The sequence below is a fragment of the Chitinibacter fontanus genome, from assembly GCF_013423785.1.
Classification (GTDB): domain Bacteria; phylum Pseudomonadota; class Gammaproteobacteria; order Burkholderiales; family Chitinibacteraceae; genus Chitinibacter; species Chitinibacter fontanus.
In genome coordinates this window covers 1064002-1081520 of the sequence record NZ_CP058952.1, presented here as the reverse complement: position 1 = coordinate 1081520, position 17519 = coordinate 1064002, and the positions used below count along the sequence as shown (strand labels likewise).

Below are 17519 nucleotides of genomic sequence, written 5' to 3'. Positions count from 1 at the left end.
ATACTTCACACGAAGTATGGAATCCCCGCGCACGGCAATGCGAGGGTGGGTTTGTATCAACCCAATTTTCTACCGAGCTTGGTCGCCATCTACCAACTTTTGGTCGGTATTGATACGAGAGGTGATGCATTGGCGCAAGCGATCCGGTGCTGGGCGCGACGCTTAACGTCATCGCACAGCGAGGTGTGACTTGGTGTAGGGCTGTAAAGTTACCCGAAGGCGGCAAAGTTGGCAAGTTTTTCTGGCTGTTTATCAGTGCGTTTGCTAGTATCAATGCCCTGTTTTTGCAGTGATATTTCAAGTCATTTACCGCGGTTTTTTCAGCAAAGGTTGAGGTTTTGGAAGCACAGAGCGATTTAGCGCAATTTTTGGCGCAAGTCGAGCAGCGCGCTTGGCGCCAAGCCTGGATTGCCTTGCGTGATCGGGAGGCCGCGCTGGATGTCGTGCAAGATGCAATGCTTAAACTCACGACGCATTATGCTGGCAACAGCGTGCAAGAGTGGCCATTGCTGTTTCAGCGCATTCTGCAAAACACAATTCGTGATTACCAGCGTCGCAGCAAAGTTCGCAATTTTTGGGTGAGCCTTTTTTCGTCGTTTCAAAGCGATGAAGACGGTGTCAGTGATGACCCGCTAGAATACCTGCCCACTGCCAGTTTGGCAGGAGAGGATGTCGAACGCATTGTTAGTAGTCAGCAGCATATTCAGTGGATTGAACGTGGCTTGGCTCAGTTGCCGGCGCGTCAACGCGAAGCCTTCCTGCTGCGTTATTGGGAAGAGTTGGATGTGGCTGAAACCGCGCAAGTCATGGGTTGTTCGGAAGGGTCGGTGAAAACCCACTGTTCACGAGCGTGCCATAGTTTGGCGAAATGGCTCAATGAGCAAGGAATTAGTTTATGAAAACTCCAGATTCGCATACTGAGGATTTCGCTACTCGCGTAGGGGCTGTGCTCAATCAGGCGCAAGCTAATAGCCAAATTCGTCAGCAATTAGCGCGCGCACGCCAGCACGCCTTGCAAGCGCCAGCCACGCGCAGCCATGTTTTGACATGGGTGCACGACCATCGCCCCCAAGCCGGTTTGCTATCAGTGGCGGTTTTGTTGGCGCTGCTATTGTTTTGGCAAGCAGGCCCAGCCCGAGCTCCGTTGAGCAGCAACCCCGATATTACGGCGCAGGTAGTCGACGAGGTTTTATACGATAGCCTGGAAGGTTATTAGGCCGCTCAAAACATGCGGCGGGTATGGCGCGCCGTTGTTGGCGGGTTTGGATATTAGTTTGGAGTAGGGTTTGGGACACAATTTGGAATTACAGACAAAGCACACGCCGTCGGAAATTGAAGTGCATCTGGGAAACGCTGCATGGGGCCGTCGCCTGATTGCGTTTATGTATGAATTTTTATTGCTCGTGGCCGTGCTGTTAATTGCCGTTGGCGTATTTCAAGGTGTAATGCAACTGGCTACGGGTATAGCGCCAGAGCAACTGTCGAAACTGATGTGGGCACGAATACTGAATGGGGTATGGGTGTTGCTCGTGTGTTTTGCCTATTTTGGCTGGTGTTGGACTCGTGGTCAGACCTTGGCAATGATGACTTGGCGTATGCGCATTGCGCCGCTGGCGGGGCAGTTAACTTGGAAAATGGCGGCAATCCGGTTCGCCATTGCTGGGGTATTTTATGCACCGCTATTGCCGCTCTGGGTTTTAGCGATATACCACCCTAATTTAGAACCGTTTGCCTGGTGTGGTACTGCGTGGTTTTTAGCCCCGTGGATTTACGCGCGTTTCGATCAAGATCAGCAACTATTGCACGATCGCATTGCAAAGACGCGGATTGTGAATAGCAAGCCGAAAAAATAATTTTTATGTCAACACCAAGTAAAGCCGCGTTAATATAGCGCGGCTTTTTTGTGGGTATGCAAATGAAAAGAATCGCGGTTGTGCTCGGTGTCATACTGGCGCTGGTCTTGGCCTGCTCGGCTTTCTTTTACAAAGAGCTGGTTTTCTACTTCACGCCGATCAAGCCCGTGGCCGAGGTGGCAACGCCCATTTTATGGAAGGTAAGTAAAGCTGGCGTTCCCGATTCCTGGCTTTTGGGAACGATGCACGCGGCAGATCGGCGCTCTGCGCTATTGCTGCCCCGTTTTGAGCCATATTTGCAGCAAGCACGAATCGTGTTTACCGAGCACAAGCTCTTTAGTGCAGAAGATCAGGTATTTCGAGATTTTTTATTCAGCGGGAAAGGCGGTGTGCGTCCAGCCTTGGGCGATTTATACCCGCAACTGCTTAGCAAAATAAACAAGGCTTATCTGCCGGCCAATGTTATTGAAAGCATGGATGTGCCGCAGGCACTGATGGCGCTGGAGATGCGACAGCCTGCGGCTGATGTGGGTGCGACTTCACTTGATGAGCAAATCGCGAGTTTTGCTTTGCTACATAACAAGGCCTACGCTGGGTTGGAGCGCATGCAAGACAAAATCACGCCATTGACCGAGATCCCGCCAGCGCAGCAGTTAGAAGCATTAAAGTTGATGATTACGCATAGTGAGCAATTCGATCAAAGCTATCGTGAGATAGTGGAGGGCTACTATGCGCGCAGTATTCCCGCAAAGGCTATCGACCATTCTTATCCCGCTACCATCACCCCTGAGCTAAAAATTGCTTTGCAGAAATGGGATACAGCTATGTTGGATAAGCGCAATCAAATCTACCTCAATAGCCTTGCCGCGCATCTGTCACAAGGTGCTTGCTTTATTGCCGTTGGTTTTAAGCATTTGTCGGGGCCGCAAGGGCTGGTGAATTTATTGCGTGCGCAAGGTTATTCCCTGACGCCACTGTATTAAATTCGATCTAACGATGGATGTCACGGTGCCATTTCCTAAGAGAGCCGGTTGCCGTCGAGCCTGTTTACTTTGATCTTTGTTAAAGATTTCTTAAAAATTACAAAACATTACCATTAAAGACACTTTGCAATAGGTTTTGAGTCTAACTTCGTGCAGGCATAAATAGATTAATTTCAATGCTTTGCGATGGCTTCGCCGCCAATGGAGGAGGATTCAAAATGAGTAAAACCTTGCCCCTGCTGACCGCATTACGGGGGTTTGCTGCTTTGATGGTGTTTTTCTTTCACGCCCGATTGCTGGTCTTTCCGCAATGGAAAGCGCCTTTAGCTGAATATACGCAGTTTTTCGAAAACGGCTATTTATGGGTGGATCTGTTTTTTATCTTAAGTGGCTTGGTGTTGGCGCATGTCTATGCGCACTCATTTGCGGCATCCACTATTTCATTTCGGCGCTTCATTTGGCTGCGCTTAACGCGGATCTATCCCTTGTTTTTACTAACGATGGCCGTGCTAGTTGCGTGGGAGGGCTATAAATGGGCGCATCAAATCGGCTACTTTGGTGGCCCATTATTTAATGCGTGGGGGATGGCGGGTATTCCTGCCTTTGCGGGGCCGTTTAACCAAGCTGAGGCGTTGTGGCAAAACCTACTGTTAGTGCAGGTACTGGCAGGAAAAGGGCTGACATGGAATGTGGCGGCATGGTCACTTTCGGTTGAGTGGTTTAGCTATCTGGCGTTTCCATTGCTGTTACTGCTGGTGAGTGGTCGCTATCGTGCCGAGTTATTGGTTGTTTTTGCGTTGGCCGCTTTGTATGCCATTTGCCGTATCAAGGGTAATTTGGATGTCACAGAAGGATGGTTGTCTATTTTGCGCGGGATGGCGAGCTTTACATTGGGCTTGGCGTTGCAGCGTTTGCTGCAAAACCCACGCTGGGCACCATGGCTGAATAACGATCTTGCACTTGCTGTGGCTTTTGTTGTGCCCTTGGTGTTGATTAGTTTTCCGCAAACCGCCGAGCTGACTTTGGCGCTGATTGTGTCATTTGTCGTGTTGATTGCCGTCGCTGCCATTCAGGTGCCACGTAACAGTTGGGTATTTCGCAGCCTAGAAAATCGCTGGAGCCAGTTAATTGGGGACTTGTCGTTTTCGATTTATCTTTGGCATGCGGTGGTGTTGCTAGTCGGCGTCGAAGTGGCGCATTTATTGGCGCCTGTCGGCTTAGAGCAATGGTATGCACAGCAAAATGTGGTGCTTAGTTTACTGGGTGTGTTTGGCGTATTGCTGCTGATATTGCTGATATCGGCCGCGAGTTATTACGCATTTGAGCGTCCGGTGCAAGCGCGATTGCGGCAGTATTTTTTCCGTCCCGCGCTGAAATTGGCGCTGGCAAAATAAAACTAGCTTGGTACGGCGCTACTTCGGATTTTGCAAGCTCTGAAGTCGGCGCCTAAACACGAATAGTCCTAATAACACCGAAAACCAGATCACGACGATCAGTAGATCGCCCCAGATTTGGTACGGTGTTATGCCGGTGCGGTGGGTGATCTGGCCTTCCAGTACGCCGCGCTGCTGCGGGGGTAGCGCGGCGATGAGTTGGCCTTTGTGATTGATGATCGCCGTTTTGCCGGTATTGGTGGCGCGGATCAGGTAACGGCCATTTTCCAGTGCGCGGGCACGGGCCATTTCTGCGTGTTGTTCGGCCGCCCACGAGCCATCAAACCAGGCCATATTGGTTAGATTCACCAGCAATGTGGCATTGACGGCATTTTGGCGGATTTCATTGCCGAACGCGTCTTCATAGCAAATATTGGCGGCGATCTTGCCGCCAGCCATATTAAATGGCGCTTGCACTGCGGCGCCACGCGCTAGCCCAATCAGGGGCATATTCAGAAATTCATAGATTGGGCCAAACACTTGTGGCAGCGGAATATATTCGCCAAACGGAACCAGGTGTTGTTTGGCATATGGGGTGCGACTAGGGTTGGCCAGATCGACCGCTGCATTAAAGTGCTGGCGCCCATCGGCACTGCTGGTTGCCACGCCTAAAATAACGTTTGCCGCCTTATCCTGCATTACTTGCCGTAAATCGGCCAAATACCAATCGGGAATAGCATCTAAAAAAGACGGAATTGCAGTTTCAGGAAAAACGATTAATTGACCACGGGCCTGCTGAGCTAGCGTCATATAGCTACTCAGGCTTTCGATGTAGGTGGCCTCATTCCATTTGATGGATTGCGCAATATTGCCTTGCAGCAGGCTCACCGTGGTCGGCGCACCTTGCGGTGTAGTCCAGTTGATTTGATTTAATAGCGCGCTGCTACTGATCAGCGCAAATGCCAGCCCCAAACCTAAACGCCGTTGATAACTAAATGCACCAATGGCCAAGAACATGGCATAGCCAGCACCATAGCTACCAATAATAGGGTATAAGCCGCTGAGCGTTTCAAGCTGTGATCCACCGATCGATACCCACGGAAAGCCGGTAAATATCCAGCCACGTACCCATTCCAGTACCACAAACAAAGTGGGAGCTAGGATGCTATAGCGCAGATTGCTGTGGCACGGTAATTGACGGCTGAGTAGGGCGGCCAGCATTGGGAAGCAGGCCAGAAATAGTGCAAAGGCAAATGTACTGGCTGCCGCCATCCAGATTGGCATACCCCCGTGGGTATGTAGGCTAATATAAACCCAGCTAACATTTGCGCAGAAATACCCAATACCCCAAGCTAAGCCATTCAGTGCGGCCCAGCGACGACTGCTCGCTTGCTGGACACCCCACAGCCATACCCACAGACAAATAGGCATCAGCCAGAATTGCGACGCAGGCGCAAAGGCGAGGACGCTGAGCGCGCCAGCGCTTGCTTGCAGGATTAGTTGCTGGGGGCGATTCAAATTCATATTTCAATTGCGCTTTGCCAGTTTGCAACCAGCGTGAAAATAAAACAGGCTGTTTTGGTGTGGCGCTGCAGGTTATGTAATTTGCAGCTCCTCAAGCCAAATCCAGCCTGTTAGTTTAGCGGGTTCAGATGACTATTCGATCTCGTGTCGTTCCAGATGTTCGTCAATTTGCACTGAATGCACGCGGCGGCTATCGGCGCGCAGCACCAGGAAATGATAGCCGTCGATAATCGTTTCTTCGCCGCGCTTGGGTACACAACCAAAGGCCAAGGTGACTAAACCTGCTACGGTATCGACTTCCTTATCGCTGAAATGGCTACCGATGGTTTCGTTCAGATCGGAGATTTCAGTTTCGCCTTTGACGCGCCAATTGCCACGGCGATCGGGGATGATCTGGTCTTCATCGTCGTCCTCATCGAATTCGTCTTCGATATCGCCAACGATTTGCTCCATCACATCCTCAATGGTGACAAGGCCAGCCACGCCGCCGTATTCGTCGACCACAATCGCCATATGGTTGCGATTATTGCGAAAGTCTTTCAGTAAGACATTCAGGCGTTTGGCTTCGGGGATATACACCACGGGGCGGAGCATGTCGCGCACATTAAATTCAACATCTTCGGCGTAGTAGCGCAAGAGGTCTTTGGCGAGCAAAATGCCAACAACGTTATCTTTGCTGCCATCAATGACTGGAAAGCGCGAGTGTGCGGTTTCAATGACGCGGGGGATAAATTCGGCGGGGGTGTCGTTGATGTCGATCACATCCATCTGCGAGCGCGGCACCATCACATCGCGCACTTGCATATCGCCCACATTGAGCACGCCTTCGATCATGCCGAGCGCATCGGCGTCGAGCAGGTGGCGTTCAAACGCCGAGTGCATAATTTCAACCAGTTCGCCGCGGTTTTCCGGCTCCCGTAACAGGAAATGGGTGAGTCGCTCAAGCCAGCTTGGCTTGAGGCTCGGGGACGGTACGTCGTCCATGTTGGCAAAATTCCTTCTGTGTAACCATCGTGTCTGCGTTGGCGAGTCGCGTCGCTTGGGCGTAAATAGCGATGGTTGAGTGGTTAAATATCAGCGGTTTTTTCGCTGAGATAAGGGTCATCATAACCCAAGCCCATGACAATTTGCGTTTCTAAGCTTTCCATTGTCTCGGCTTCGTCGTCTTCAATATGATCGAAACCCTGCAAATGCAAGGCGCCATGCACGACCATATGGCAATAATGCGCCAGCAGCGGTTTGTTTTGCTCAATGGCTTCGCGCTCGATGACCGAACCGCAAAAAACCAGATCGCCCAGCAGCGGCATGCCATCAATTTGCGGCATATCGTCGTTAAAAGTAAACGTCAGCACATTGGTGGCGTAATCTTTCTGGCGATATTCGCGGTTCAGGGTTTGGCCTTCAATGGCATCGACAAAGCGCAGCGTGATTTGCGCCATTTCTACTTGTGCCCCCAGCGCTGCACGCACCCACTCTTTGAGTAGTTTTTTGCGCGGAATTGGGCTGAATGTACTTTCGTTTTGAATGCTGATTTCGATGTTTTTCGACATAGGTATTGCTTTATGATTTCTGTGCGCCACGTAGGCGTTTTAATTCGGTGTTCAGCCAGTTTTTGGCGGGCTGCTCAGATGTTTTTGGGCACTGCACGCTGTACGGCTTACCGGTCAGATAGCTTTTGCTGGCTACTTCATTAATAAAATCTTCGCTGCTGCTGATTTTATCTTTGGCTTTGCCGTACTTCATGCTCAGATGATCTTGCGCTTCTTTCGCGCTATAGCTGCTGCCGCTGCGGATGAAAGTGCATTGCGATTTACCGACAAAGCTTAGCAATTGCTGCACTTCACCATCGGCTTGCGGTGTGATCGCTTGTGCGCTGGTAAATACGCTGAGTAGCAATGCAGGCAAGATCATTTTTTGCATGTTCATTCCTTCTTCAGTGCCATTTCACGCTCGGCTTCTTGGCGGGCCTTGCGCGCAGCGGCTTCTTCGTCGCGTTTTTTAGTCGCTTTCTCGTAGGCATTTACAATCTTTTGCACCAGTGGGTGACGCACCACGTCTTCGCTGGTGAAATGATGAATGCCAATCCCGCGCACGCCTTGTAGCACTTCTTGCGCGTCGACCAAGCCAGATTTCATGTGCTTGGGCAAATCAACCTGCGTTGGGTCGCCGGTGATCACCGCTTTGCTGCCAAAGCCGATTCGCGTCAGAAACATTTTCATTTGCTCGGGCGTGCTGTTTTGCGCCTCGTCCAAGATGATAAAGCTGTGGTTCAGCGTACGGCCGCGCATAAAGGCCAGCGGGGCGATTTCAATAATGCCTTTTTCAAATAGGCGTGTGACGTGATCAAAGCCGAGCAAATCGTATAGCGCGTCGTACAGTGGACGCAGATAGGGGTCGACCTTTTGTGTTAAATCACCGGGCAGGAAGCCGAGCTTCTCACCCGCTTCCACCGCTGGGCGCACCAAGATCAAACGCTTGACGGTATCTCGCTCTAGCGCATCCACGGCGCTGGCTACCGCCAGATACGTCTTACCCGTACCCGCTGGGCCGATACCAAAAGTGATGTCGTTGTCCTGAATTTGCTTCAGATAAACATTCTGCCCCGGCGTGCGGCCGCGCAGATCGGCGCGGCGTGTGCGCAGTACGGGCGTATCAATATCCGATTGCGCTTCTTCTGGGCCGCGAATAATTTCAATTAGGCCGAGCTGAATATCGTCGACTTCAAGCTCTTTGCGCACCGCTTCGTTGTAAAAGTATTCCAGCGCATCGAGCGCCTGATTAACGACCTTGGTACGGCCAGCGACTTTGAAATGCTCATTGCGGCGCGAAATCGTTACATCAAGTGCGTTTTCGATTTGCTTGAGGTTTTCGTCGAGCGGCCCGCACAAATTGGCCAAACGAGCGTTATCAATTGGAGTGAAGGATAGGGTATCTGTATGCAAGGCTTATTCCATAAATTATGGCGGGGTATACCCGCCATTTAAACTTAGTCTTCCAGAATCACCAGCTCACCACCGAGTGTATGCGGGAACACTTTGGTGATCCGCACATTGACCATTTGATTGATCAAGCGCGGGTTGCCGGGGAAGTTGACGATGCGGTTGTTGTCGGTGCGGCCAGCCAGCTCGTTGCTGTCTTTTTTCGAGATTTTCTCGACGATCACACGCTGCACGGTGCCGAGCATTTCCTGATTGATTTCGCTGGCGAATTCTTCAATCCGCGCTTGCAGGCGTTTCAGACGTGCCAATTTCACTTCCTCTGGCACGTCGTCGCCCAAATCGGCGGCCGGCGTACCTGGGCGGCGGCTGTAAACAAAGCTAAAGCTCGCGTCAAAGCGGACGTCTTCGATCAGCTTCATCGTGCGCTCGAAGTCGTCTTCGGTTTCGCCGGGGAAGCCGACGATAAAGTCGCTCGACATGCAAATGTCTGGGCGCGCTTCGCGCAATTTGCGGATTAACGATTTGTATTCCAGCGTCGTGTAGCCACGCTTCATATTCACCAAAACGCGGTCTGAACCGGCTTGTACTGGTAAGTGCAAATGCGAGACCAATTTTGGCAAGTTTTTGTAGCAATCGATAATGCGTTGTGTCATCTCTTTCGGATGGCTGGTGGTGAAGCGCATGCGCTCGATGCCCGGGATTTCGTGCACGTATTCGAGCAGCGTTGCGAAGTCGGCGATTTCGCCATCTTCCATCTTACCGCGGTAGGCGTTGACGTTCTGACCGAGCAAGTGGATTTCCTTGATGCCTTGCTGCGCCAAGTTGGCCACTTCAACCAACACGTCGTCAAATGGGCGCGATACTTCTTCACCGCGCGTGTACGGTACGACGCAGAATGAACAATATTTCGAGCAGCCTTCCATAATCGACACAAAAGCCGAGCCGCCTTCGACGCGCGCCGGCGGCATGTGATCGAATTTTTCGATTTCCGGGAAAGAAATATCCACTTGCGATACGCCCGTTTTGCGTTTTTCAGCGATCAATTCAGGCAAGCGGTGCAAGGTTTGTGGGCCGAATACGATATCAACGTACGGCGCGCGTTTGACGATGGTTTCGCCTTCTTGTGATGCCACGCAGCCACCCACGCCGATCACGATATTTGGGTTGGCGTTTTTGAGTTCTTTGATGCGGCCCAGATCCGAGAACACTTTTTCCTGCGCTTTTTCGCGCACGCTACAGGTGTTAAACAGAATAACGTCGGCTTCTTCGACGTTGTCGGTGCGGCTCAAGCCTTCGGACGCGTGCAATACATCGACCATTTTGTCCGAGTCATACTCGTTCATCTGGCAGCCAAAGGTCTTGATAAATACTTTCTTGCTCATTAGGTGTGCTTCTTTTAAATGCAAATAGGGGTAATTGCTAATTCTTTGGGTATATGGGTAAGGCCATTTAAAATAGCTGCGCCTAAGTCTATACCCCTGGTATGTTTGTGCTTATTGTGACGATCTCAGCATGGCTGCTTCGTCTTTCTCACGTTGCGCCAACTCCTTGGCTTCGGCTGCACTCACAACCCAAATACGCCAGACAAACCCTGTATTTGGCTCAACTTGAAACCATACTGCGGAATCCCGAGGTAGCTGTGCAATCTGTCCGGGCATTAATAGCGTATTGTTGAGTCCACGGATTTGGATCGCAGGGGCCGTATAGTAAACTTTTCCACTCAGTTTAATTTGCGGTGGCTGATAGGCTTCCAGCTCTGCTAATTTGCCACTGGGCAAAATACGTGCAGCAAAACTCAGGCTTGAAACAGTAACCAGCAACAAAAACAGCAACTTGCGCATACCTAAGGCTCCTGTGAGAAGGGCTAATGGTAACAAGCCCCGCACATAATTGAAAGAAAAAATACAAAAGGGGTTGACAGTGATTAATCCCGCTACTATCATGCTGCTTCTCTTGGCTATGTAGCTCAGTTGGTTAGAGCACAGCACTCATAATGCTGGGGTCACAGGTTCGAGTCCCGTCATAGCCACCAGTTAAGTAAAACCCCGCTAATGCAAATTAGCGGGGTTTTTGCGTTTCTGCACCAGATCTTACTGTATTGGATCGAGTTGGTGTGCCAAGGTCGCAGTCTGCGGCTTGCTCAACCTCTTGTCAGCTTTGAACGCATAAAGCGAACAAATGGGCTAGAAATGACTTATTCGGAGCTGGATGTAAGGAAATAAGGGGCGCAATCATGTACAGACAATGGCGTGTATGGTTTGTAGCGCTGGGAATGATGCTGGCCATGTCGTGGAGCAGGGCTGCGGATGTAACGTCCAAAAACGATGTGTCTGGTTCATCTTGGCCGCAACATGTTGGTGTGAGTGTTTCCAGCTTGGGTAATCCCTTTTTCGTTGCGTTGACCCGTGGCGCTCAAGAGCGCGCAAGGCAAACGAACCCCACGCTGAAGTTTACGGTACGGGCTGCGGAATACAGTGTTGCACGGCAAATTGAACAGATTAATGAATTGATCAATTTGCATGTAGATGTCTTGCTGGTATCGGCTTCGGCAGAGTTTGGCATGGAAAAAGTACTAGAGCGGGCCCGAAAGCAAGGCATTATTGTGATTGGCATGGATGTGCGAGCACAAGGTACTAGCCAGACCGTACTCTCCAATAATATTCAGGCCGGGTTTAGCGTGTGTGATTACCTTGCCCGAAGTTTGGGCGGGAAGGGGCGCGTGATGGTGCAAAGTGGCCCGCAGGTTTCATCGGTGCTAGATCGAGTCGATGGCTGTAAACAGGCCTGGTCGCATTATTCTAATCTGCAGGTGGTCGCAGATCATGAAAATGGCGACGGCTCAGTATGGGGAGGCCATGCCGCCATGCGTAAATCAATTAATTCACACGGTGAGCTAGATGCTGTGTTTGCAATTAATGATCGACAAGCGCTTGGTGTATTACAGGCGGTGCAAAAAGCTAAATTTAAAACGTTGATTGGTGCGGTTGATGGTTCACAAGCGGTGGTCAAACTGATAGCTACGGGGTCTCAGCTGCAGGTCAGTGCTGCGCAGTCTCCTGAAACCATGGGGCGCAAGGCCGTCGAATTGGCTTTGGAGCAGCACCAAGGAGCCGCTCCCAGCCCAGAATTGGTGCTGCTAAGTACTACCTTGGTTACCAAAGATAATGCCAGCGGCTTTCAGGCTTGGGATGCTGCCCGACCATAGCTTGCGATTGGATTAGCGTGCGTATAGTGTATTTACCGCATGCAATGTAGGTGGGGTTGCTCCTGCGTGTAAGCAGGCCGCAGCGCCACTGGCAATCGCAAAATGCAGATGCTGCTGACTGGTGCGCTCAGGGTGATTTAGCAGGCTGAAAATCAATCCGCCCATAGAGGCGTCACCGGCACCTACCGTATCAGCTACGTTAATGCGTAGTGCTGGCTCGCTGACTAGTTCTTGATTGCGGTATAAGCTGGCACCCTGCGCACCACGGGTGTATAAAATCATCGCCGCTGGGTTCCAATTACGCAGTGTGCTGATTGATCGCTCTAGATCATCATGGCGGAATAAGCCCACTAAATCTTCATCCGATACTTTGATCACGTCGGCTAGCTTTGTCATTTCGAGCAACATTGCATCATATTGCTCTGTCATTAAAATTCGGAAATTCGGGTCGTAGCTGATTTTTACGCCCAACGATTTTAATTCACGCGCTAGTGTCAACAGATTTGCCGCCAAGGGCTCTCTGGCGAGGCTAATGCCGCCAAAATGTACCCACTGTACGGCATTCTTCCAGCCCTCTGGTAGCTTCGCGGCTGCGAAATGGAGGTCGGCCGCATTTTCGCCGACAAAGAAATACCGGGGTGGGTTGGTCGAGTGCACCATAGCAAGCAAGGGCGCGAAATTGAGTTGCTGCAAAAAACGTAAATCCAAGCCGGCCGCTTCACTGGCGGCATACAAATCGTGGCCGAAACAATCTTGACTAATTGCGCCAGCAAAGGCGCTTGATTGCCCCAGCTTGGCCATCACTCGTGCCACATTCCAAGTTGACCCCCCAACTTTGCTAACCCATTGATCTCCTTGGAGGCGAATCATATCGGTGAGCGCTTCACCGGCGGCGACAAAACTTGGGAATGAGGCTGGCTGATGGGATGTCATGATGTATGCCTTACAAATTTAAATTACAGATTTTAAAAATAAATCACGCTCAGGGGCGTAGTTGGCGTACAAGGGCAACAGAGCACTACCCAGTGCGCAGGCGTCTTCTCCGATAGAGCCAAGCATTAGACGCGGTGGCATGATGCCTTCCCAGTTTGATTGCTGTAAATGTTGATTAATTACGTCGATTACCGCGCCTTGCAGAGTACGCGCACAACAGCCATCAATAATTCCAATGCCTAAATCAAGTAGCCAAGTTGCGTGAAGTAATGCTTGCGCAATGGCAGGTGCGGCCTCGTTAATCCATGCTTGAGTGTGCGATAAAAAGGGCATTTGCATGCTGCGTTGATCATGTGCGGCTTGTGGATCTAGCTGTGCATCGATATAGCGTTGTTCTAGTTGGTGGAGTGACGCAATATCCAATAATTGTATGGGCTTTTCTGCATTACTCATTTTGACGGGAAACGAGCCAAACGCACCGGCATTTCCGTGCAAGCCCAAATGTAAGTGCTGGTTGATTACCAGTCCGCCACCGATAAATGTGTCAAAAAAAAGGTAAAAGAAGTCGCCGTGCTCTTGTCCATGTCCAAGAACGAGCTCAGCAATACATGCGGCTGAGGTATCTTTGATTACCTGTACCGGCAAGCCGGTTTGCTGTTGAATTTCATCGGCTAAATTAATATCAACCCAGTATTGATGTGCATCGCTGTTGTGGCGCCCCAATAACTGTTGCCAGCCATCCATATTGAGTGGCATGGCGATGCCTATTCCTTGCAGTCCATTCGAGTGTTTTTCAGGTAAATGCGTGGCTATAAGTTTGAGCGTCGTTGCAATGTGCTCAAGCACAATATGAGGTTGGGCAAACTCATAAGTATAGTGCCAGCGACCACAAATGAAGCCAGTGAAATCGATCAGTAGCACCAGCATGCTGTGCCGCCCAATTTCGATGCCAATTGCATGCGAGTCAGATGGATTCAAACTCAGTCGACCTAGTTTTGCCATGCCACGAGCCAGTTTCCAGCTTGGTGTTCCGACTTTATTGGCCCAAGATATATCACGGGTTCGGAGAAGCTCGGCTTCTTGATCAGTGCTGAGCTGGCTAGGTTGAAGGGATGACTGCTTAGGTGGTGTCATGAGTATTTCCCGTGCTTAATAATCGAGCTTGAGAAACAAATCCCGATCGGGTGCAAAATTGGCATAGAGCGGCAAAAGCCCACCGCCTAAGGCTCGCGCATCGGAGCCAATTGCGCCGGGTAAAATCTGCGGTGGAGTAACCCCCTCCCAGTTGAGCTCATCCATGGCATTGCGTACGCTCAGAATCAAGTGTTGCTGCAGTTGGCGTGAAAAACAACCATCTAAAATCACGCCTTCTAGGTCCAATAAGCATGCTGTATTGAGCAAGGCCAGCGCAATCGCAGGCGCTGCTTCATCCAGCCAGGCCTGAGTATGGAGCCAGTATGCATCGCTGGTGCTGCGCTCATCGCTGGTAGCTTTGCCATCCAAACCCGCAGCAATATAGCGATTTTCGAGTTGATACATCGAGGCAATATTGAGCAATTGTGCGCCGTTGCTACCTTGCTTTGACATCCCCATTGGCAAAGATCCCACGGCGCCGGCATTACCATGCTGACCTAAATGCAGGTGGCTATCGAGTACCAGGCCACCACCAATAAAGGTATCAACAAAGATATACACAAAGTTGCGAATATCTCGCCCGCGACCAGCGACTAGCTCAGCGACGCAGGCCGCAGAGGTGTCTTTGATGGATTGGACGGGCAAGCCCGATAAGTTCGCTAATTCGTCTTCCAATTGAAAGCTAGCCCACTGCGCTACGATATCGCTATCTAAGCCTAGTAATTGCTGCCAGCCCCCATATTCAGTGGTGCGGCAATCCCGATACCCTGAATACGTGCCCAGTGTGTAGCCCCAAGCAGTTGTTTGATCTTGCCAAGGCACTCCGCAATATGGGCAAGGACGCGATCTGGCGCAGCAAAATCGTAATGCAGATCCCAGCGTTGCCGTACCGCGCCCGTGAAATCAACTAGCAGCACATCAAGGCTGCGACGGCCAATTTTGACCCCAATGGCATACGCGCCATCTGGATTGAGCGCTAGTGGCACAGAAGGCTGGCCAACTTTACCGCGCTGCGGGGTTTCTTTGATCAATAATTCATCTTCGAGCAGACGCTTCGTGATCATAGAAATCGATTGCGCGGTGAGTTTGGTTAGCCGTGCGATTTCCGCTCCCGGTAAGCGCCCATTGAGGCGGATCGCTTGCAACACCACGCGTTCGTTGTATTGCCGTAACCCGTCTTGTGAAGAGCCCCTTGGCTTGAGCTTAGGAGCCTTGGACGCAGAATCGGTAAGGTGTTTATCCGGCGAGCGGTTCACAGATAACCCCTTTTTTGAGGATGAAGTTGCCATACGGCTGTAATTCGCTGGTTAAAACAATCGCGTAAGCTTGCTTGACGCGATCATAGAAAGCAAATCGTTCCACCGCTGCGACTTGGTTTTCTTGAGCGTGCCCTTGTTCCGCCATTGATTGAATGACATGGCGCTGCAAGGCACTGCGCCAACCTTCGGGTTGATGACTTACCTGCATATAAGCAATGGGCTGAGCCACATCCTGATCAATTGGCAATAAGCTCAATACCGCCTCGACAGCACGGGCGACACCTGCGCCGGCCAAGTGGAGTAGTGGTTTATCTGCGGCCAGTGAGGCGGCGGTGAAGTTGGCGTCGGCGATGACTATTTCATCGCCATGCCCCATTTCGGCCAGCACCTTGAGTAAATCAGGGGTGAGAAGAGGGTCAATCCCTTTTAGCATGGCGATATCCTTTGCAAATTGCGGTAAGTGGTTTAATTGGCAAGCCAGTGAGCTGGGATGTCTTCAGGTTTCATCGCGCCGGTCATGACTGCTACAGCATCACTCATCGTGATGGCTTTGGGGTTGAGGATTGCGGCGCGACGCCCTAGACGGGCAACGTGAATACGGTCTGCGATCTCGAAAACGTGCGGCATATTGTGGCTAATCAGCACGACCGGTAAGCCGCGATCACGGACGTTGCGGATGAGCTCTAGCACCATATTGCCTTCCTTGACACCCAGTGCTGCAGTTGGCTCGTCCATGATCACCACATGACGGGCAAATGCCGCCGCACGGGCAACTGCCACGCCTTGGCGCTGGCCACCTGATAAGGTTTCAACAGCTTGCCCCATTGAGCGAATGCCAATTTTTAGCTCTTGCATGTACGCGATGCTGTCTTTGAGCATGCGTTTTTTATCCAGCGCACCAAACCATTGACCCAGCAAATTATCCCGGCGAATCTCACGCCCCAGAAACAGGTTTTCGGCAATGGTCATTGCAGGTGCGACGGCTAAATCCTGATACACCGTTTCAATACCTGCGCGACGTGCGTCGATTGGGCTTTTGAAGTGAACTGCTTGCCCATCAAGTAAAATCTCGCCGCTATCGGGCTCGATTGCCCCTGATAGGGCTTTAATCAGTGATGATTTGCCCGCGCCATTATCACCAATCACCGCCATGATTTCTCCGGCGCGCAATTCAAAATCAGCGCCATCCAGTGCGGTCACTTGACCGTAGCGTTTTACCAGCCCTTTGGCCTGTAATACTAAAGGGCGAGTGTCTTGTGTTAGTGCCCGAGCGTTGATTTCAAGTTCAGTTGCTTGGCTCATGTTAGCGGCCTCCTTTACGGGAAAGTTGGTCGGTAGCAACAGCAAGAATGACCAAAATACCGGTGATTAAGATCTGGTATACCGATGAAACCCCCATCAGTGTTAGCCCGTTGCGAAATACCCCCACAATCATGGCACCAATGAGTGAGCCAAGCACAATGCCGCGCCCACCAAATAAGCTGGTGCCACCTAGTACGACTGCGGTAATGGCATCTAGGTTTTCGGTTTGACCCGCATTAGGGTCACCCACGCCAGTGCGAGCTACCGACAAAAGGGACGCTACCCCGTAGCACAAACCGGCCAGCACATACACCATCAGCAATACCTTGTGGGTTGCGATCCCGGTCAAGCGTGTGGCTTCAGGGTTATTGCCGACCGCATAAATATGGCGGCCTGAGGCGGTTTCACGCAGCCACAGCCACGAGGCGCCATACATGGCCAGCATCAGTACCGTGCCATAGGCGACCTCGGTTTGGCCGATGCTAAAGGTCGTACCTAGGAAGGTCATGCCAGCGGGTAAATCGGTAATGGTTTGCGATTGCGAATAGAGCTGGGTGATCGCAAACGCAATATTCATCGTGCCCAAGGTGACGATAAATGAAGGCAATTTAATCCGGGTGACTAAGAGGCCATTAATAAGCCCGAAGCCTGCGGTAACGGCAAAGCCGGCAGCAATGGCCAATACGGGGTGAACGCCGTAATCATGGGCCACTTTGGTCATCACGACCCCGCCCAGTGCCATCACCATCCCGCAGGATAAGTCGATGCCTGCGGTCAGAATAATCAATGTTTGGCCGATCGCAATCAGGCCCACTACCATGACTTGTTGCAAAATCAGCGAGAAATTCGCTCCAGTGAGAAACTGCTCACTTTGCAGCGAAAAGAAGCCGCAAGCGATCAGCAGGGCAATAAACGGCCCCAGAGTGCCAATCGACGGTAATTGTTCTTTCCAGCTCGGCATAACACCGCTCCTTACTACGCATTAGTTCTAGCCAATGAATGGCATTGACTCAT

General features: G+C 51.2%; 20 protein-coding genes and 1 tRNA gene. 7 read left to right on the top strand and 14 right to left on the bottom strand.

The window, feature by feature from the left end; genetic code table 11:
* The first annotated feature begins 338 nt into the window (after positions 1–338).
* The 5 genes from HZU75_RS05140 to HZU75_RS05120 all read left to right on the top strand — a co-directional run bounded on the left by HZU75_RS05140 (position 339) and on the right by HZU75_RS05120 (position 4230).
* Complete coding sequence (locus tag HZU75_RS05140) at positions 339–899, top strand: RNA polymerase sigma factor (RefSeq protein ID WP_180308089.1); 561 nt, start codon at positions 339–341, stop codon at positions 897–899.
* Positions 896–1216: a hypothetical protein gene (locus HZU75_RS05135; RefSeq protein ID WP_180308088.1), complete on the top strand. Its 321-nt coding sequence runs from the start codon at positions 896–898 to the stop codon at positions 1214–1216. Before HZU75_RS05140 ends, HZU75_RS05135 begins: the two co-directional genes overlap by 4 nt.
* 82 nt (positions 1217–1298) lie before the next feature.
* Positions 1299–1853, top strand: coding sequence for an RDD family protein (locus HZU75_RS05130; protein WP_180308087.1), 555 nt, complete (start codon positions 1299–1301; stop codon positions 1851–1853).
* Between the two features lie 62 nt (positions 1854–1915).
* On the top strand, positions 1916–2836 hold the full coding sequence (locus HZU75_RS05125) for a TraB/GumN family protein (protein ID WP_180308086.1): 921 nt from the start codon (positions 1916–1918) through the stop codon (positions 2834–2836).
* 218 nt (positions 2837–3054) lie between these two features.
* Positions 3055–4230: an acyltransferase family protein gene (locus HZU75_RS05120; protein ID WP_180308085.1), complete on the top strand. Its 1176-nt coding sequence runs from the start codon at positions 3055–3057 to the stop codon at positions 4228–4230.
* 18 nt (positions 4231–4248) lie between these two features.
* Here the strand turns inward: HZU75_RS05120 and lnt are convergent, their stop codons facing one another.
* From lnt to HZU75_RS05085, 7 genes are all read right to left on the bottom strand, one after another.
* Positions 4249–5733 (bottom strand): apolipoprotein N-acyltransferase, encoded by a 1485-nt coding sequence (lnt, locus tag HZU75_RS05115; RefSeq protein ID WP_180308084.1) that lies wholly within the window; start codon positions 5731–5733, stop codon positions 4249–4251.
* Positions 5734–5865: 132 nt separating this feature from the next.
* Positions 5866–6717, bottom strand: a complete 852-nt coding sequence (locus HZU75_RS05110; protein WP_180308083.1) for a CorC family transporter — start codon at positions 6715–6717, stop codon at positions 5866–5868.
* An 83-nt stretch (positions 6718–6800) separates the two neighbouring features.
* The gene (gene ybeY, locus HZU75_RS05105; RefSeq protein WP_180308082.1) at positions 6801–7283 is read right to left on the bottom strand and encodes an rRNA maturation RNase YbeY; all 483 of its coding nucleotides are present in this window, start codon (positions 7281–7283) and stop codon (positions 6801–6803) included.
* A gap of 10 nt (positions 7284–7293) precedes the next feature.
* A complete protein-coding gene (locus tag HZU75_RS05100; protein WP_180308081.1) occupies positions 7294–7653 on the bottom strand; it encodes a DUF5329 family protein in 360 nt (119 codons plus the stop codon).
* A 2-nt stretch (positions 7654–7655) separates the two neighbouring features.
* Complete coding sequence (locus HZU75_RS05095; RefSeq protein ID WP_180308080.1) at positions 7656–8675, bottom strand: PhoH family protein; 1020 nt, start codon at positions 8673–8675, stop codon at positions 7656–7658.
* A 44-nt stretch (positions 8676–8719) separates the two neighbouring features.
* Entirely contained in the window at positions 8720–10054 is a 1335-nt protein-coding gene (miaB, locus tag HZU75_RS05090; protein ID WP_180308079.1) for a tRNA (N6-isopentenyl adenosine(37)-C2)-methylthiotransferase MiaB, read from the bottom strand.
* A gap of 111 nt (positions 10055–10165) precedes the next feature.
* A complete protein-coding gene (locus HZU75_RS05085; protein WP_180308078.1) occupies positions 10166–10513 on the bottom strand; it encodes a hypothetical protein in 348 nt (115 codons plus the stop codon).
* A gap of 114 nt (positions 10514–10627) precedes the next feature.
* Between HZU75_RS05085 and HZU75_RS05080 the strand changes: the two genes are divergently transcribed.
* A tRNA-Met gene (locus tag HZU75_RS05080) sits at positions 10628–10704 on the top strand.
* A gap of 201 nt (positions 10705–10905) precedes the next feature.
* Complete coding sequence (locus HZU75_RS05075) at positions 10906–11877, top strand: substrate-binding domain-containing protein (RefSeq protein WP_180308077.1); 972 nt, start codon at positions 10906–10908, stop codon at positions 11875–11877.
* A 12-nt stretch (positions 11878–11889) separates the two neighbouring features.
* On the opposite strand, the gene HZU75_RS05070 is transcribed toward HZU75_RS05075, so the two are convergent.
* From HZU75_RS05070 to HZU75_RS05045, 7 genes are read right to left on the bottom strand one after another with little or no spacing between them, the layout of a single operon-like run.
* A complete protein-coding gene (locus tag HZU75_RS05070; protein ID WP_180308076.1) occupies positions 11890–12810 on the bottom strand; it encodes a carbohydrate kinase family protein in 921 nt (306 codons plus the stop codon).
* An 18-nt stretch (positions 12811–12828) separates the two neighbouring features.
* On the bottom strand, positions 12829–13944 hold the full coding sequence (locus HZU75_RS05065) for an ROK family protein (protein ID WP_180308075.1): 1116 nt from the start codon (positions 13942–13944) through the stop codon (positions 12829–12831).
* A gap of 15 nt (positions 13945–13959) precedes the next feature.
* Positions 13960–14766: an ROK family protein gene (locus HZU75_RS17315; protein WP_228028200.1), complete on the bottom strand. Its 807-nt coding sequence runs from the start codon at positions 14764–14766 to the stop codon at positions 13960–13962.
* Complete coding sequence (locus tag HZU75_RS17310) at positions 14661–15200, bottom strand: MarR family transcriptional regulator (RefSeq protein ID WP_228028199.1); 540 nt, start codon at positions 15198–15200, stop codon at positions 14661–14663. The genes HZU75_RS17315 and HZU75_RS17310 overlap by 106 nt, the downstream gene beginning before the upstream one ends.
* Positions 15181–15636 (bottom strand): RbsD/FucU family protein, encoded by a 456-nt coding sequence (locus HZU75_RS05055; RefSeq protein ID WP_180308074.1) that lies wholly within the window; start codon positions 15634–15636, stop codon positions 15181–15183. The genes HZU75_RS17310 and HZU75_RS05055 overlap by 20 nt, the downstream gene beginning before the upstream one ends.
* Positions 15637–15668: 32 nt before the next feature.
* Complete coding sequence (locus HZU75_RS05050) at positions 15669–16505, bottom strand: ATP-binding cassette domain-containing protein (protein ID WP_180308073.1); 837 nt, start codon at positions 16503–16505, stop codon at positions 15669–15671.
* A 1-nt stretch (position 16506) separates the two neighbouring features.
* Positions 16507–17466, bottom strand: coding sequence for an ABC transporter permease (locus tag HZU75_RS05045; protein WP_180308072.1), 960 nt, complete (start codon positions 17464–17466; stop codon positions 16507–16509).
* Positions 17467–17519 lie beyond the last annotated feature (53 nt).

Excerpts from the sequence above, each read along its gene's own strand:
- HZU75_RS05135 (WP_180308088.1), top strand. The coding sequence starts at position 896 with ATGAAAACTCCAGATTCGCATACTGAGGATTTCGCTACTCGCGTAGGG.
- miaB (WP_180308079.1), bottom strand. The coding sequence starts at position 10,054 with ATGAGCAAGAAAGTATTTATCAAGACCTTTGGCTGCCAGATGAACGAG.
- HZU75_RS05075 (WP_180308077.1), top strand. The coding sequence starts at position 10,906 with ATGTACAGACAATGGCGTGTATGGTTTGTAGCGCTGGGAATGATGCTG.
- HZU75_RS05100 (WP_180308081.1), bottom strand. The coding sequence starts at position 7,653 with ATGCAAAAAATGATCTTGCCTGCATTGCTACTCAGCGTATTTACCAGC.
- HZU75_RS05085 (WP_180308078.1), bottom strand. The coding sequence starts at position 10,513 with ATGCGCAAGTTGCTGTTTTTGTTGCTGGTTACTGTTTCAAGCCTGAGT.
- HZU75_RS05055 (WP_180308074.1), bottom strand. The coding sequence starts at position 15,636 with ATGCTAAAAGGGATTGACCCTCTTCTCACCCCTGATTTACTCAAGGTG.
- HZU75_RS05050 (WP_180308073.1), bottom strand. The coding sequence starts at position 16,505 with ATGAGCCAAGCAACTGAACTTGAAATCAACGCTCGGGCACTAACACAA.
- HZU75_RS05070 (WP_180308076.1), bottom strand. The coding sequence starts at position 12,810 with ATGACATCCCATCAGCCAGCCTCATTCCCAAGTTTTGTCGCCGCCGGT.
- lnt (WP_180308084.1), bottom strand. The coding sequence starts at position 5,733 with ATGAATTTGAATCGCCCCCAGCAACTAATCCTGCAAGCAAGCGCTGGC.
- HZU75_RS05065 (WP_180308075.1), bottom strand. The coding sequence starts at position 13,944 with ATGACACCACCTAAGCAGTCATCCCTTCAACCTAGCCAGCTCAGCACT.
- HZU75_RS05125 (WP_180308086.1), top strand. The coding sequence starts at position 1,916 with ATGAAAAGAATCGCGGTTGTGCTCGGTGTCATACTGGCGCTGGTCTTG.
- HZU75_RS05110 (WP_180308083.1), bottom strand. The coding sequence starts at position 6,717 with ATGGACGACGTACCGTCCCCGAGCCTCAAGCCAAGCTGGCTTGAGCGA.
- HZU75_RS05045 (WP_180308072.1), bottom strand. The coding sequence starts at position 17,466 with ATGCCGAGCTGGAAAGAACAATTACCGTCGATTGGCACTCTGGGGCCG.
- HZU75_RS05120 (WP_180308085.1), top strand. The coding sequence starts at position 3,055 with ATGAGTAAAACCTTGCCCCTGCTGACCGCATTACGGGGGTTTGCTGCT.
- ybeY (WP_180308082.1), bottom strand. The coding sequence starts at position 7,283 with ATGTCGAAAAACATCGAAATCAGCATTCAAAACGAAAGTACATTCAGC.